Source organism: Lacipirellula parvula, assembly GCF_009177095.1.
GTDB lineage: Bacteria > Planctomycetota > Planctomycetia > Pirellulales > Lacipirellulaceae > Lacipirellula > Lacipirellula parvula.
The window spans coordinates 2,390,572-2,405,600 of sequence record NZ_AP021861.1; the positions used below are offsets into that span (position 1 = coordinate 2,390,572).

Genomic DNA, 15,029 nt, shown 5'->3' on the forward strand with positions numbered 1-15,029 from the left:
GGCAAATGTCATCTGTAGACTACGTGTGGGAGAAGGTCGCTGTCGCCATTACGGCATTGTGCCAAGGCGACGGAACCTTTGAAGAAAGGCTATTTAATGCCTGGGTGCCCGCATTAATGGTTCTCAACTCCAACGATGGGAGCGCTGAGATTGCGGAGGAATTGAATGTGCTTCTGATGGTTGGTAATAGATACATAAGCGAAGGGCGAATGCTTCCAATACCCGATACCGATCGATTTCTCATCGTGGACAAGCTGATTAACCTATTGATTGAAACAACGCGACTAACTTCCACTGAATCCGATTCCCCTTGAGAATGAGGCGACGGCCGTATTTTCTGCGCACGATTCTGGGCAAATAAGAGCCGCTATACCATTGCCATTTATTTGCTCGTTGCAGTCTCAAAATTAGATCCACCCATCCATTATTTCGGCGAATTTGCCGCTCAACTCACGTCGCTAATAGTCTGTAGATAGTGGGCCTGGATAGGCCCACGCTGCGAGCGATGCGAGCGATTGGCGTGGCCTCACGGTGTAGCCGCCGCACTGTCTTCACTTGATCTTCGGTCACGGTCAGCCGTCGCCCTGGCTGGCTGCCTCCCCAGCTCTTGCCCTTTTCCCTGGCAGCAGCAATGCCGGCCCTCTGCCGCTCACTACGTACCTCTGTCTCGTAAGCGGCGACCGAGGCAAGGACGTTGGCCATCAGGCGACCTGCGGGCGTCTCCAGGTCAAGCGCATCCTTCAGGCTGTAGAGTCCCACCTTGCGGGCAATGAGGTCGGCAAATAGCGCGGTCAATCCGGCCGCCGTGCGGCCAAGGCGGTCGAGTCGCCAAACTACGATGCGGCTAACCTTAGAGAACGTCTATCAGCGCGGCAATTTGCTTGTGCGCGTGTCCCGCGCCACTCCGCCGCCGCCGAAGATCGAACGTGACGCCGATGCGCCTCGTATCGAGGTACTCTCATCGGCAGCCCTTCGCGAGGTTCTTGCAAAGGCTGCATACTTTGAGCGGCTCGACATGCGAGCGAATGAGTGGAAGCGCTGCCACGTCCCACCTTGGGTGGTGAGCGCCATCGACTCGCGCAATCAATGGCCAGTCCCGACGCTGGAGGCTGTCAGCGAAGTTCCCATGTTGCGTGCTGACGGTACCGTAATCGATCGTCCCGGCTTCGATATCGAAAGTGGCGTGTACTTCGCTCCTACCACTGACTTCCCTGTTGTTTGCAATGTAAAGGAAGCGCGAGATTCCCTGCTTGATCTAGTCACCGATTTCCCATTTGCGGGTGATGCCAATCGGTCCGCATGGTTCGCGAGTACGCTCACTCCATTGGCGCGACTTGCGCTCAAAGGCTGTGCGCCTTTGAATTTATTCGATGCGAATGCGCCTGGGTCGGGCAAAACACTGCTAGCAAAAGCGACTTCCATCATCGCGACTGGTCGGTCGATGGCGGTTACGACGGCCCCCGAGAATGATGGCGAATGGCGCAAGCGAGTTACGGCGATTGCCCTGGAGGGCGAGCCATGCGTGTTGCTCGACAATATTCACGGCGAACTTCGGTCGGCCGCATTTGATGCTGCACTTACAGCGACAGAATGGAGCGATCGCATTTTGGGCGTCTCCAAGACGGTAAAGCTCCCGTTGAGGGTGACATTCTTCGCAACAGGCAACAACGTGATTCTGGGCCGCGACACTCGCCGCCGCACCAACTATTGTCGGCTGGAGTCGCGAGAGGAAAACCCCGAGCATCGCACAGGATTTAAGCACACGGATTTGCTTACATTCGTTCACGCCAGTCGCGGCTACCTCACCGCGTGTGCGCTCGCCATCCTGAGAGGCTATTGCGAGGCGGGTCGGCCAAAGCAATGCGCGCCGCTGGGTAGCTTTGAGAGCTGGTCAGAGTTGGTGCGCTCCGCGACTATATGGTGCGGCCTGCCCGATCCAATCGCAACTCAGTCGGACTTGCAGGCCGCGGACTCTGACACAACTTTACTGCAAGCCTTGCTCGCCGGATGGCGGGAACTCGGCGACGGCACTGGCTTCACGGCTGCCGAAGCAATTGAGGCGGTCGAGTACCATCCTGACAAATTTCATACGTTGCGAGCCGCTCTGGCGGACATCGACGGCCGCGGCGGCAAGCGACAAGCGTTGGGACAAGCTTTGTACAAATATCGTGGACGGGTTTGCGGCGGATTGTGCTTCACGCGCGCCGAGCGAGGCAAGGTAAGCGTATGGCAAGTGGAGGCGGCATGAACATCCAATCAAGCGGTGACCGATTCGATATCGTTCGGCTAACCCGCCAGCAGCTAGAACGCATCTTGTACGCGCTCGACTACGACGCCCTTGAAGTTGCAGCAGTGTTCCGGCCCGTCTCCGATATAGACGTGGTCTATCACCCCGAGCGTACTAATAAACCGTATTCGATCGGCCGGGTGCAATGTGATGAATATCGCGCACTCGAAAAGTTGACTGAAGCTCACGGCGAGCGTACCGCCAAAGTTCTGATGGCGTTCGCCCGAATCGAAGGTAGAGCCCTCGCTCATGCCGAACGATTGAAACACGAACGTTGACTGTCAGGCAGCCAGCATTCGGGCCGCCGTCGTCGCGCCTTGTCTTCTCGAAGGCGGCGGCCAACCAACTTGCTCCGCGACTGCCTTCGGTTGCGTTGTAGCATCTCGGCGCGCGTCAGGCATCCTGGCGCGCGCCGCTCTTACAGTTCGCGGCGAGAGTAACATACTCGCCGCTATACGTCGGGGACTCCGACGCGCCCGCGCAAAGATGGCGCGGACGATCGGCGAGCGACTCGTTGTCTAGCTCGCCGAATCCGTTCACAACAGGGCATCTAATGAAACCTCCAAGACTTTGGTGGGCAATGAAAACAGGACCGGAGCGGCAACGACTTAAGGCCGAAGATGGAAAGCGTCGCGGCTTCGATGACGACGCCAATCGACTTCTCGTCAAGCTCTGCGCCAAGTTCCGGCTTAGGTACGACGATCGCATCCGAGCGAGGATGGACGACGACAAGCTCGTTCTCTACCGCGGCAAGCTTGAATTCTCGTTGTCGCTAAGCCTCTACGACGCCTTCTACCTCACGACAGTTAGCAAGATTCTCTTGCGAGACTAAGTCACCTTCATCCCTTGACTCTGAAAGGTCACCAGCATGCTTGACCCCCGACTGACAAACATTGTTAAACGTCGCGAAGGCCATTATGAATGGCTCGCGCACAGATCGGTAAAATTTCACTTTAGCAACGCCTTCAGTGAAGGCCTTGTCATCCAGCGCCTGAACGGAATTCTCGACAAGCTCGACAAGATCAATGGCGCGCCCATCCCCGACAGGACTCTTATTTGGGGCTTTCGTGGCCGCTTGGACGACATACCTGCCGTGGACAAAGTCGTCACGCTTGGCACTTCTAATGCCGTCGAAAGTGGTGACGAACGCAATCCTCATCTTCTCGCGCTCGAAGCTTACGACGCTCAATTCGGCCAACCCAAATCGCAGCGAGACGAGATTCTTGAGGAGGCAGCGGCATGGCAGGCCAAGAAAGATGCCGAAGCCGCTCGCGTGAGAATGGAGTCCGATCCCGCTTGGCGCAACCGTCACACGACCGCGGGCGAGAGTTACTTACTTGCGCACTACACCGCGGTCCCCGAATCAGAGTACCAACTGGCAGAGGCGCGACTCATTGCAGTCAACGATCCGGTTGCATTCTCGCAAGCGGACAAAGCGTTCAAGCAGCGAGCGGCAGGCCTCGCTAGACAATGCGCAGGCTGTTCTCAGCAACGGAGCGGCGGGGCGGCAAAAGACGGAAGCTCTTGGCGGCGTCGTCGATCGCATTGTTTGCCACTTCTCTAAGACGGAAACCAAGGCTGGAACGAACCACGGGCGGAGCGTTATGGAAAGTGTCGAAATCCACGCGATTTCAGGGGAAAAGTCATGCTTTCCCAACGGGATCGTCCTGGCGCCAAGTTGATGACAATGCGGTTGGCCGGGAGGACAAAGCCGCTGTTCACGAGGGCCCGTTCGATGCGGTGGATGCTCTCCTTCACCGCCTGCTCGGGGAGGCCGACGAGGACCGTCTTCGGCAACGCCGCGGGCGAGACGTCGACCTCGACCTCTACGGGGAGGGCGTCGATTCCCAGAAGTGAGAAGGTGTGGAGTTTGGCGAGCATGGGTAATAGTGTAGCAACCGCATCGGGAACTATGTTGTTGGGCTTGGTTGGATGGTGAGTTGGTTGGGTTTATTGACAGGATGACAGGACTAAGGGGGATCGACGGGATGGTTGTTGGGGGTGGGGCGTTGTCGTGTCGCGTCGCTAGATTTCGTCGTTGCGATTTTTGGCGACAATGTATGTCGCGTCGTAAGTGTATTTACTGATTAATGTTGCGTCGCTTTTTGGCGATTTGAGGCGGGATTTGACGCGACAGTTGAAGTCAAAATAGGTAGTTTCGCAGCAGATGCTCTCAGGCCGGCAAGGTTGGCGGGCGACAATTATCGGTAACTGAACGGACGTGCATTATATGCGATTGAGTGGCCCAGTTTCCACTCAAATCTTCCAGAAACGTCGTCGCGTTAGATCAGCGCCCGAGGGTGAACGGAGATCGCCGGAGACGCTGCTTTACAATCCGGAAGACGCCCCCGCAGCCCACCGCGTCGCCCGAAGGAGGCGGCTTTCGACGAGGCGCTGCTTGGCCTCCGCGAGCGCGGCCGTGGGGCGATGCTCCAGAGCGAGCATGCGGGCGGAGAGCTTGCCGGTTTTGCTGGAGCCGGTTGCCTTTCGCAGGCTGGCGCAGGCCGCCTCGGTGGGGCGCAATCCGAGTTGCATCAGCAACTCGAGTTGCACCGTCAGCAAATGGTGGAAGTCGCGCGGCAACGCGAACGCGGCGTAGGCGGCGATGAGGGCGTCGATGGCTTGTGCCACCGTCGCTGCGTGGAGAGGCGAGTTGCGCGCGACTTCGGCTAGGTTGGCCGAGATGCGATTTAGCTTCAGCCAGTCGGCCAGCGTCAGCTGCGAGAGGAGCGCGCCGAACGCTTGGCCATCTGCGCGGCCGTCGTCGACGGCGTCGATCAACGCGTCGCGGGCGACGGCGGCGGAGTCGGCGTCTTTGCCCATGAAGCCGGTGACGAGCGCCAGGTAGGCAAGTTCGTCGAGCGGGCGGTCGACTTGAATGAGGGATTGGAGAAAAGGGTGGTTTGGTTCGAAGGACGAACTAGGATCATCGATGCGGCCGATGAGACGTTCAATGCCGGCGCTGAGCAATCCCGAGCCGTCGCTCGGTTGGAGCGAAGCCAGATGCTCGATCATCGAGGGGCGCCAGTATCGATCTTGGAAGGAGTGAAGCAGCGCGGCGAGGCAATCGTCTCCAGGAGAGCCAGCGAGCGCGGGGGAGCGGGTGAACTTGATCTGCGGGAGGCGGAACGTTTCGTCGCCGCTGAATGATTTCCATTCGTGCCAAGAGATCGTCCAGGCGTAGTGCGCGCGGCCGGAAACATTCGGTCCCTGCAGTAGCACGCCAGCGTCGGCGATGGCCGTGAATGCGGAGTCTTGGCCGCGGGCGTTCGCGGCGGCGACCCACAGTTCGGCCGCTTCGGGCGCAATGCGGGGCGGAGTGGAGCGGTCGCCAAGGGCCCAGCGGATTGCGGCGATCGAGGGATGTTCGACGTTGGCTAGCTCGGCGAGCGCTGCGGGGCGATGGTCGGGCGCCATACGGTGCAGGGCTAACACAAGGTCGAGGTCGAGCCTCGCAGCGGGATTGGCTAGCCAGTAGCGCCAACGGGCGGCAAAGGCGAGGGGATCGATCCAGCCGCCGGCGTGGGTCGGCGTGCTGAGCATCGGGCCGAAGTGTCCCGCGCGGAGGCGGGCGAGCGTCTCCTCACAACGGCGACTAAGAAAATCGACGATGTTGGAGCTGTAATTGATTCGTTCCCAATCGCGGCGGAAGCTAGCCAGCAAGTCGTCGCCGCCGAGCCACCAAATGACGGCGGCAATAAAGCCCTTGGGAGTGCAGGTAATGTCGGTGATGCTGTGGCCGTTGAACTGCGGTCGTTCGGCAATTCGCTGCAGAATGGGATTCGCGCGACGCTCGCAGTCGGGCGGCTTCTGAGCGCCGAGGCGGGCGATGCCGTCGAGAATGCGTTCGATATCGTCGCCCGACTCAACTTGCTCGACGGCGCGGGCGACGAGGTCGAGCAGTTCGTCCGCCGATTCGACGCGGGGAAGCAGTTCGACGCCGGTGAGAATGGGAACATCCGTCCAGACGAAGTCGATGGCGGCGGGCCAACGATCCTCATCGACGGCGGCCAAGGCGTCATCGACGCCGACGAGAGTGCGCCAACGTTCGGGAAGTGCATCAGCCTGTTGACGCAGTTCGGCGACCGCCGTGGCGATCTCCGCATCGTCTGGCGTGACGGCGGCGCCCGCGAGGGAGGGTGAAATGCCGTTGTTGGCAGCGACGACGAGCGGTTGCAGCAGCGCTTGGACGGTGGCGGGGAGTTCCGGCAGCCGTTCGTTGATCGCGGCGATGGTCTTCTCGTCGAGCTGCGCCCGCCACTCGACGAGCAACTGCGCCGCGGCCGCGGCGCAGTCGGCGTCGGGATGGATGAGCGCACTGTGCAAGAGCGCGCGGGTCGCCGTCGGCGTCAGTTGGGGCGAACGCTTGCCAATTTTTTTGAAGAGGCCGATCGCGGTTTTCGCAGGCCCCTTGGCGGGTAAATCGAAGGCGCGGCCGGCGCCGGCGATGAACCCAGCGTCGTCAAGCCGCTTTGCCTGGTCGAGTTTCTTCAGCGTGTTGATGCCGAAGTTGACGACCTGGCCGACGCGCGCGGTAAGCAGATCGAGGTACGCCGGCTGGCGGGCGGCGAGTTCGTCGAGCGTCGGTTGGAGGTGGTCGTGCAAGCGAGCGTAGCCGCTGAGCGCGTTGTTTTTAAAACCTCGCTGCAGGGCGGCGATGCTTTCATCGAGCAGGCGCTGGCGATCGAGCAGCCCGCGGGCGGAGAGTTTGGCGATCGACGTGTGCCAGCTCTCGTACTGACTGGGAGTATTCGACGACGTGACCTCCATTGGCGCGGAGAAGGCAAAATTCTCGACCTCGAACAAACGCCACACGTCGTCCAGCAGATCGGGCTCGGCCGCCAGCTGTTCGGAAATTGGAACGTATTGGTCGGTGTGGTAGTACCAAGCGCCCATGTTCATCGCGTACAACCGCACGTAACCGTCCGAGGTCGGCTTGGCGCAGACGCCGTTGCGGATGAGTTCGCGCAGTGGGGCCCACTCAAAAGTTTGCCACTCGTTGCGTGGGCTGAGATGGTGATCGACAAAATCATCGATCCACTCGGGTCGGCGGTCGGTCAGCACTTTAACCAACGCCGCATGGGTATCGTTACGAAGCGTGTGCATGCGGACTTTTTTGGCGTCGCCTAACGGGCAGACGCTGAGGACCGCGATCTCGACCGCGGTGCAGACGACGTCGCGGTCGCGCAGGTTCAAGTGAGGGGCGAGCGTCGGATGCGTTTCCTCGACGGCCGGCTTCAGCGAGTCCTGCCAGGAGTTGCGTCGGATTGTCGTCGCCAGCTTCGCCGTGGTTTTGGAGAGCGCGCGGCGTTCCGCTTCTGTAAGTCCGGCTGCCGCCGCGGCGACTTCGTCGAACTTACCCGAGACGATGAGTTGGCCCCATTCATCCGCCGTCATGCCAGTTCCTCGTCGTCGGCGCCGTCAACGAGCATTCGTCCGGCCAGAATGTGTTTGCAGGGGCCGCGTTGGCCTTGGTTTTTGCTGAACCAGGGGCAGGTGCACTTGTCGCCTTGCGGACGGAGGCGAACGAGGTGGAGCACGTTCGTTCCGTCGACTTCGACGTCGGCTTCGAGCCCGTCGGGCTGCGTTGTTTGCGTGATGATGCGGGCGTGGGCGCCTTCGAGCAGCTTGCGGGCATTCTTCAAACGGGGCTGCATTTGCTCGACCTTGTCGAGTTCGAACGGCAGCTCGCGGTGGAAGTAAGCGGCTTGGTTGAGGTCGTAGCCGGCGAGGCCGCGGGCGCCGAGGACCGCGAAGGCGGCTTCGATTTCAGCGGTCGGCAAACTCACGTCGCGAGCGAGTTCGGCGGCGTCGAGTTGCGATTGCCACTTCAAACGCCCTTGCACCGCGGGGAGGGCGTCTCTCCAGCGTTCGCCGGCGAGCTGAGCGAGGGCTTGGCCTTCGCCGGAAAAGCCGCGATAGACTTCGGGGCTGAGCATCAAGAAGAAGCGGCCCGCTTTCAGCAACACCTCCCAGCCGCTGACGCCCGACTCGTCGTCCGCCCAAATTCGCAGCGACTTGGCCGAGTTAAGCAGCGGTTCGAGGATTTTGACGCGATGCGTCCCGGCGAAGGGAATGGCGCCGCGGGCGACGCGCTGGCTCAATCGCAGCGTCTTGCCCGACTGCGTAACGTAGCAAATTTGCTTGGGGACGGCGGAGCGGGGGAGGCTGCGGATGAATTGCCGCGCTTCGGCGGCCGAGGCTTCCATGCGGAGCGACATCGTCGGCTGGTAGAGCTGGACTTCGCTGAAGCCCTTGATCCAGCGGACGGGGAGTTTCACTTTTTTCTCGACGACGCGTTGATCGCCGCTCGCCAGTTCGACGGAATCGCCGCCGACGGAGAGGCGAGCGTCGTCGTGGTCGCGCAACCGGGCGAGGGCCGTGCGCATGGGGTTGTTGAAATCGACGTTCGTCGTGCCGCGTCCCTGGAGGTCGCTCTCGAACGCCTCGGCGGGCAAGTCGGCGCGGGCGTAAACGCCGCAGCAGCCGCTAAAACCTTCGAACCGCAGCATCGCTTCGCTGCTGGTGACCACGGGGTCGAGAAGCGCCGGGCGAGGGAGGAAGAAGTGCGTGCGCACCACGTCGCTGAGAACCAGCAGCATGTCGGCCATCTCGCGCGGGCTGCGGAGGCGGCCTTCGAAGAAGTAGGGATGTTCGTGACGCGGGCCGCACGTGGCGAGCGTGAGGCCGAACCCGCGCTCGGCGTCGCCGACGGCCGACGCGAACGGGTACTTGTAAGTGAAGTCGAGAGCGGCGGCAGTGGACACGGGTGGAATTCCGCCTTGAGGAGAATGGTCGAAGCGCGAAGCTCGACCATTCTGCCCAAAGTGGAGCGGAATTACAAATCGTGATTGAGAATCCGAATGACGGCGAACCTCGCGATTTACTTGGCGAGGGCGAGGAGACCTTGGCGTTGGAGCCATTGGTCGAACGACGTGGCGCCGATGCGGGCTTCTCCGGCGGGAACTAACGCCCGCTTGGCTAGGGCAGCGCCAAAGTAACCAGTTTGGTCGTCGGCAATAATCCGCCGCTTGTCGCCCTTGGCCTGCAGGTAGGCGCCGACGATCTCCGCCATCGGGTAGGCGACGGGGCCGGCGATGTCGAGCGTGGCGTTCGCCGGTGATTCGAGCGCGACGTCGGTCACCGCGGCGGCGACGTCGTCCGCTGCGATCGGTTGGAGCAGCGAGGTGGTGAGTCGAATTTCGTCGCCCCCGCCGCTGGCGTCGGCGATGCCGCCGAGGAATTCCATAAACTGCGTGGCGCGAACGATCGTGTAGGGGACATCGCCCGCCTTCATGAGGTTTTCTTGGGCGACCTTGGCTCGCATATAGCCGCTGTCGGGGAGGCGGTCGGCGCCGACGATGGAGAGGGCGACGTAGTGGCCGACGCCGGCGGCCTTGGCGGCGGCGAGGATGTTTTGCGTCGACGTCTGGAAGAACTCGAGGACGGCGTTGTCTTCCCACGACGGGGAGTTCGCGACGTCGACGACGACTTGGGCGCCGCGGAGGGCGTCGGCGAGGCCTTCGCCGGTGACGGCGTTGACGCCGCTGCGGGGCGAGGCGCTGATCGCTTCGTGGCCGCGGGCGTTGAGGTTGTTGACGACGCGAGAGCCGATGGCGCCGGTGCCGCCGATGACGATGATTTTCATGGTAGGTCCTCGAGGTTGAGGTGCTGCCCGTGAGGGGCGTGGTGGTTGATCGAGCCGAGGGTTCGGCAGTTGTGTTCAGGTCAAACAGGATTCGCCGCTGACGTGACGCGAGCTTCCGCTGAGCTTGCCACTGCGTACAGCAAAAATGCTGCGCCGGCGGCGGAGAATACCGAGTAGTCGAGGGGCGGCTTGGGGCCGAGCGCAACGGTCATCGACGCGGCGAACAACGTGAGCAATACCGCGGCGCTGAGTGCGAAGCAATTCAATCGCCAGCCGATGAGTAGGCCGATCGCGATGCAGGTTTCGGCGCCGGTGGCCATCCAGCCGAAGATCGGAATGAGCGCCGCCGGCAGGAAGTAGATGAGCGTCGCGGTGTACGATTCATAGTTGGCGACGCTGCCCCAGACGACGCCGGGGCTGCCGGGCGATCCCCATAAGCCGAGGCGATCGGCGACGGCGGAGAGGAACGACGCGGCGAGTCCTAGGCGGACGACCCAGGCGGCGATGACGGTGCGGTTCATGGGGCTGCGTGTGGCTGATGCAGGTTTGCAGTTAGTGTTGTCTTCAGCTAGCCGCGGGAAGCAAGGAAGAAATGAAACCTTGAGGTCCCCTCCCCTTGAGGGGGAGGGTTAGGGAGGGGTGATTGAAGCGGGTACCAGCGTTCCACCCCCTCCCCAGCCCTCCCCTCAAGGGGGAGGGAGCCACAACATACAGCATGGCGGCGTCATGCGGGACGACGTCTGCCGGTATGGTTGCCGACCCCCGGGCGGAGCCCGGGGCTAGTTGCGCTACTTGGTCTTCGGTTCGGGAATCGCTACTTCCTTCGCGTCGCGGGGATGGAGCACGATGGCGACGAGCTTCGTCTGCTCCGTTTTCGACGGGTTGCGCGAGACGCGGTGGAGGCAGCCGCCTGGTTCGTAAAAGCTTTCGCCCGCTTTGAAAATTTCGGTCGGCTTGTCGTCGATGCCGAGTTCGTACGTCCCTTCGATGACGTAGACGATGCCGGGACCGGGGTGGCGATGCGCGAGGCCCTCTTGGCCGGGGGCGATCGTCACTTCGACGACCGAGGCTGTGGCTTCCTCGCCATCGAGTTTTTCGCTCATCAGGTGTTGGGCGATCAGTTTCACGCTCTCGCCATCGTGGGGGGCTTTGTCGTCAGCGTCGTGGGCGACCGCGAAGCCGCCGGCTGCGAGCAGGATGGTGAGTGTGGCGAATAGACGTTTCATCGAAAACCCTCCTAGATCGGTGTGAATGCCTGGGGATGAGTCCCATTCCGGCAAGTTGACGGCTGGGGGACGCCGGCTGTGACACGCTACTAGAAAATTTCTTCAGTTTTCGAGTTTCTCCCCGTGCCACAACAGCGAAACCGCCTGATTTTTGGCCCGTTTCGTGCCGCTCAGAAATTCTTTGGCGTTGTCTGTCACAGGCGGAGCGGATCAATCGTCAACCATGCGAATTGAACGAACGACAACAAGTTCATCGACGAGCGAAGGAGTAGATCATGCAATCTAGCAACATAGGACGGCAGGCGGAAAGCGGCGAACGGAGCGGCCAGATTATTGTCATCGGCGGCGGGCTGGCGGGGCTGACGGCCGCGGCGTCGCTGGCGCGGCGGGGGAGGGGAGTGACGCTCGTCGAGCAGGCGAAGCATCTTGGCGGCCGCGCGGCGACGAATGTGAAGCACGACGTTTCGCTGAACCTGGGCGCGCACGCGCTCTACTGCGGCGGCGAGGCGTTTCGCATTCTCAACGAACTTGGCGTCACGTTTCGCGGCGGCTTTCCGAGCCAGGGGCGCGGCCAGTTGGTCGACCATGGCGCCGGGCATCGGTTGCCGCGTGGCGTGGCGAATATTTTGGCGTCGGGCTTCTTCTCGCTACGCGACAAGTGGCGACTGACGCGGCTGCTTGGTTCGCTGGGCAAACTCAACGCGCGCTCGCTCGATTGCGTGGCGCTGCAATCGTGGATTTATGGACACGTGGGCGACGGGCGGGTCGCGCGGTTTTTGGAAGCGATGTTCCGGCTCACCACCTACGGCAATCGGGGCGAGCTGGAATCGGCTGGGGCGGCGATCGATCAGATGCGGCTCGGGTTCGCGGCGAACGTGTGGTATCTCGACGGCGGTTGGCAGACGCTCATCGAAGGGCTGCGGGCGCAGGCCGTGGGGCAGGGGGCCGAGATCAATGCGTCGAGCCGGGCGGTCGACGTTGCCGCGGACGAAGCGGGCGTCGAAGTGCGGCTGGCGGACGGCACAACGCTGCATGGCGCCGCGGCAGTGCTGGCGACCGGACCTCAGGAAGCACTAGAATTGCTGGGCGACGCGAGCCCCGCGGCGTGGCGGAAGCAGTTGACGGAGTTGTTGCCGGTGAAGGCGTCGTGTCTCGACATGGCGCTTGAGAAGTTGCCTGATCCCGAGGCTCGGTTCGCGCTTGGCGGCGACGAGCCGCTGTACTTCTCCGTCCATTCGGCGGCGGCGAAGTTGGCTCGCGACGGCGTGGCGGTGGTGCATGCGATGAAGTACCTTGGCGCCGAAACGGCCTCAGCGGCGGACGAAGTGCAGATTGAGCGCTTGGTCGATCATCTGCAGCCAGGTTGGCGTGACGAGGTGATCGTACGGCGGACGCTTCCGAACATGACGGTGACGCACGCCCTCGTGACGGCGAGCGAAGGTGGACTCGCGGGGCGGCCGGGCGTGGCAGTTCCGGGCGAACCGCGGGTGTTCCTGGCAGGCGATTGGGTCGGCGGGCGAGGGATGCTCGCTGATGCGGCGGTGGCGAGCGGCGAGGAAGCCGCCGACTGCGCTGCGAAGTTGCCCGCAAAAGTAAATATTCTCGACAAGCGAGTCAGCTATGCGTGAAGCAGATGAGATTTTCGAAGAACTGCGGCCGTCGCTCTCGCGGTTGGCGTATCGCATGCTGGGCTCCCTGGCTGATGCGGACGACGTGCTGCAGGAAGCGTACTTGCGTTGGAATCGCGAGCCGCGGGCGGAGGTGATTGTGCCGCATGCGTGGCTCAATACCGCGGTGACGCGGCTGTGCATCGATCGACGTCGGGCCATTGATGCCCGCAAGGAGACGTACGTGGGACCTTGGCTGCCTGAACCGCTGGTGGAACTCGAAGCGCCGGCGGCCGATGTGCAGGCCGAGGCGGCGGAGTCGGTGTCGATGGCGATGATGGTCGTGCTCGAAAGCCTCACGCCGGTGGAGCGGGCCGCATACTTGCTGCGGCGAGTGTTCGACTACAGCTACGCCGAGATCGCGGCGATGCTGGAGAAGAGCGAAGCGAATTGCCGGCAGCTGGTAAGCCGTGCGGAAGAGCATGTGCGGCAGCGACGGCCGCGGTTCGATGCGACGCGTGCCGAAGCGGAACGCGTGACGGGGGCGTTCGTGGCGGCGTGCGCGAGCGGCGACCTCAACAGGCTGGTTGAACTGCTGGCGAGCGATGCGGTGGTTTATTCCGACGGCGGCGGCAAGGCGAAGGCGGCGTTGGCGCCGATCTTTGGCGCCGATCGGATCAGCCGCTTCTTCCTCGGCATCATTCGCAAGACGCCTGATTTGGCGAAGCTCAAGGCGATCACCGTCAATGGGATGCCTGGGCTCTTGGCGACGCTCGACGGTCAGGTGGTGATCGTGCTGACGTTCGAGATTGTCGAGGGGCGGATCGTGAAAGGATTTATTATGCGGAATCCTGATAAGTTGGCGCGCGTCGGCATTGCGGAGTAGCGGCGCGCTGGCGGTAGGCGTGAAACTGGACTGGACGGCGGGATAGCGGCGGGCGAAGTTAGGCCGCTGCGATTACCTTCTTGCCGGAGTCCTTGCGCACGATGAAGTCCGCGATTCGAGTTACCGCTGTTGCTCTGCTGTTGTCGGCGGCGGGGTGCCTGGAGAGCGAACCGTTAGGCGTTCCGGTGCGCGGGCGAATGCACGACGGCGACGAACTCGTGCAGTTCTCGCTGCTGTCGGCCCTGGCGGCGGGCGACTACGCCGGCGGCGCGCCGTTGCAGCAATTGTTGCAGTTCGGCGACTTCGGCGTCGGGACGTTTGATCGACTTGACGGCGAGATGATCGTTCTGGACGGCGACATTTTCCAGGTGAAGGCTGACGGCACGGTCGTGCCGCGCGACGGGGCAGGGGCGACGCCGTTCGCGACGGTAACGTTCTTCGAAGCAGATGGGCAACTTGACGGCATCGCGGCCAGCTCGCTCACGGAGCTGGATCATCAGCTCGATCGCCGCGTCCCCAACGCGAAGCGGCCGGTGGCGTTCAAGGTGACTGGGGAGTTTGCGGAACTCACGCTGCGGAGCGCCCCGCCCCAGAAGCCTCCCTATCGGCCGCTGGCGGAGGTGATCGACCAGCAGCAGGTGTGGACGCGGCAGAATGTGCGCGGCACGCTCATCGGCGTACGGTGCCCGGCGTGGATGGGGACGCTGAACGTCGCGGGCTACCATTGGCACTTCTTGAGCGACGACCGTACGATCGGCGGGCATGTGCTTGATTGCCGCGTCGAAGGAGCGCGCGGGGCCTACGACGAGTGTTCGTCGCTGCTCGTGCGCTTGCCGGATTCAAAGTCATTCGACGCGGCCGATGTGAGCAGCGTGAGCGACGCCGACGTGGAGAAGATCGAGCGGCAGCGCGGGAAAGAGGACGCCCATTAAGATAGGGCGCGAGCGGCGTTGGGTGACACACTACTGACACCGAAACGACAACCGGATTGCCCATCAAGTAGGTGGCATAAGTCGGCTCCGGATTTAGGATGACCGCTGTTCCAAATTGAGGAACTTGGTCTTCTCAAGTTACAGGAGCTCGATGATGGAGTACCACGTTTACAAAGACAACGCGGGCGAGTGGCGCTGGCGGTTGCTGGCGTCGAACAAGAAGATCGTCGCCGATTCGGGCGAAGGCTACACAGCGAAGGCTGACTGCCTTGCCGGAATTAAGTCGGTGAAAGGAAGCAGCGGAGCCGATGTCGTTGAAGACTAGTTCGATCGGGTTGTGCGCCCGGATGAACTGGAGAGTTAACGATTTGGGCACGGGCAGTTGAAAGGCTCCCGGTCGCTGAGGCGTTTCCATCCAGCCTCAGCGACCGTGGAGCGACTTC

Annotated in this window: 16 protein-coding genes; 9 read left to right on the top strand and 7 right to left on the bottom strand. The window is 62.2% G+C overall.

What is annotated here, in order from left to right:
• The first annotated feature begins 5 nt into the window (after positions 1 to 5).
• The gene (locus PLANPX_RS09415) at positions 6 to 314 is read left to right on the top strand and encodes a hypothetical protein (protein WP_152098486.1); all 309 of its coding nucleotides are present in this window, start codon (positions 6 to 8) and stop codon (positions 312 to 314) included.
• A gap of 136 nt (positions 315 to 450) precedes the next feature.
• On the opposite strand, the gene PLANPX_RS09420 is transcribed toward PLANPX_RS09415, so the two are convergent.
• On the bottom strand, positions 451 to 795 hold the full coding sequence (locus PLANPX_RS09420) for a recombinase family protein (RefSeq protein WP_152098487.1): 345 nt from the start codon (positions 793 to 795) through the stop codon (positions 451 to 453).
• Positions 796 to 838: 43 nt separating this feature from the next.
• Between PLANPX_RS09420 and PLANPX_RS09425 the strand changes: the two genes are divergently transcribed.
• From PLANPX_RS09425 to PLANPX_RS09440, 4 genes are all read left to right on the top strand, one after another.
• A complete protein-coding gene (locus PLANPX_RS09425) occupies positions 839 to 2,248 on the top strand; it encodes an ATP-binding protein (protein WP_152098488.1) in 1,410 nt (469 codons plus the stop codon).
• Positions 2,245 to 2,565 carry a hypothetical protein gene (locus PLANPX_RS09430; protein WP_152098489.1) on the top strand — a complete coding sequence of 107 codons (321 nt, stop codon included), beginning with the start codon at positions 2,245 to 2,247 and terminating at the stop codon, positions 2,563 to 2,565. The genes PLANPX_RS09425 and PLANPX_RS09430 overlap by 4 nt, the downstream gene beginning before the upstream one ends.
• Before the next feature lie 302 nt (positions 2,566 to 2,867).
• Entirely contained in the window at positions 2,868 to 3,119 is a 252-nt protein-coding gene (locus PLANPX_RS09435) for a hypothetical protein (protein WP_152098490.1), read from the top strand.
• Positions 3,120 to 3,155: 36 nt separating this feature from the next.
• The gene (locus PLANPX_RS09440) at positions 3,156 to 3,851 is read left to right on the top strand and encodes a hypothetical protein (protein ID WP_152098491.1); all 696 of its coding nucleotides are present in this window, start codon (positions 3,156 to 3,158) and stop codon (positions 3,849 to 3,851) included.
• Positions 3,852 to 3,889: 38 nt separating this feature from the next.
• Here the strand turns inward: PLANPX_RS09440 and PLANPX_RS09445 are convergent, their stop codons facing one another.
• The 6 genes from PLANPX_RS09445 to PLANPX_RS09470 all read right to left on the bottom strand — a co-directional run bounded on the left by PLANPX_RS09445 (position 3,890) and on the right by PLANPX_RS09470 (position 11,161).
• The gene (locus tag PLANPX_RS09445; protein ID WP_152098492.1) at positions 3,890 to 4,168 is read right to left on the bottom strand and encodes a magnesium chelatase domain-containing protein; all 279 of its coding nucleotides are present in this window, start codon (positions 4,166 to 4,168) and stop codon (positions 3,890 to 3,892) included.
• A gap of 447 nt (positions 4,169 to 4,615) precedes the next feature.
• The gene (locus PLANPX_RS09450) at positions 4,616 to 7,684 is read right to left on the bottom strand and encodes a DUF6493 family protein (RefSeq protein ID WP_152098493.1); all 3,069 of its coding nucleotides are present in this window, start codon (positions 7,682 to 7,684) and stop codon (positions 4,616 to 4,618) included.
• Positions 7,681 to 9,054: an SWIM zinc finger family protein gene (locus tag PLANPX_RS09455; protein ID WP_172991953.1), complete on the bottom strand. Its 1,374-nt coding sequence runs from the start codon at positions 9,052 to 9,054 to the stop codon at positions 7,681 to 7,683. Before PLANPX_RS09455 ends, PLANPX_RS09450 begins: the two co-directional genes overlap by 4 nt.
• 116 nt (positions 9,055 to 9,170) lie before the next feature.
• Complete coding sequence (locus PLANPX_RS09460; protein ID WP_152098495.1) at positions 9,171 to 9,935, bottom strand: SDR family oxidoreductase; 765 nt, start codon at positions 9,933 to 9,935, stop codon at positions 9,171 to 9,173.
• Between the two features lie 80 nt (positions 9,936 to 10,015).
• Positions 10,016 to 10,456 (bottom strand): DoxX family protein, encoded by a 441-nt coding sequence (locus PLANPX_RS09465; RefSeq protein ID WP_152098496.1) that lies wholly within the window; start codon positions 10,454 to 10,456, stop codon positions 10,016 to 10,018.
• A 267-nt stretch (positions 10,457 to 10,723) separates the two neighbouring features.
• Positions 10,724 to 11,161 (bottom strand): cupin domain-containing protein, encoded by a 438-nt coding sequence (locus PLANPX_RS09470; protein WP_152098497.1) that lies wholly within the window; start codon positions 11,159 to 11,161, stop codon positions 10,724 to 10,726.
• A gap of 275 nt (positions 11,162 to 11,436) precedes the next feature.
• Here PLANPX_RS09470 and PLANPX_RS09475 point away from each other — a divergent pair, with 275 nt between their 5' ends.
• From PLANPX_RS09475 to PLANPX_RS09490, 4 genes are all read left to right on the top strand, one after another.
• Entirely contained in the window at positions 11,437 to 12,789 is a 1,353-nt protein-coding gene (locus PLANPX_RS09475) for a protoporphyrinogen/coproporphyrinogen oxidase (protein ID WP_152098498.1), read from the top strand.
• Entirely contained in the window at positions 12,782 to 13,654 is an 873-nt protein-coding gene (locus PLANPX_RS09480; protein WP_152098499.1) for an RNA polymerase sigma-70 factor, read from the top strand. The genes PLANPX_RS09475 and PLANPX_RS09480 overlap by 8 nt, the downstream gene beginning before the upstream one ends.
• 101 nt (positions 13,655 to 13,755) lie before the next feature.
• The gene (gene budA, locus PLANPX_RS09485; RefSeq protein ID WP_152098500.1) at positions 13,756 to 14,586 is read left to right on the top strand and encodes an acetolactate decarboxylase; all 831 of its coding nucleotides are present in this window, start codon (positions 13,756 to 13,758) and stop codon (positions 14,584 to 14,586) included.
• 151 nt (positions 14,587 to 14,737) lie between these two features.
• Positions 14,738 to 14,911 carry a YegP family protein gene (locus PLANPX_RS09490; protein WP_198421867.1) on the top strand — a complete coding sequence of 58 codons (174 nt, stop codon included), beginning with the start codon at positions 14,738 to 14,740 and terminating at the stop codon, positions 14,909 to 14,911.
• Positions 14,912 to 15,029 lie beyond the last annotated feature (118 nt).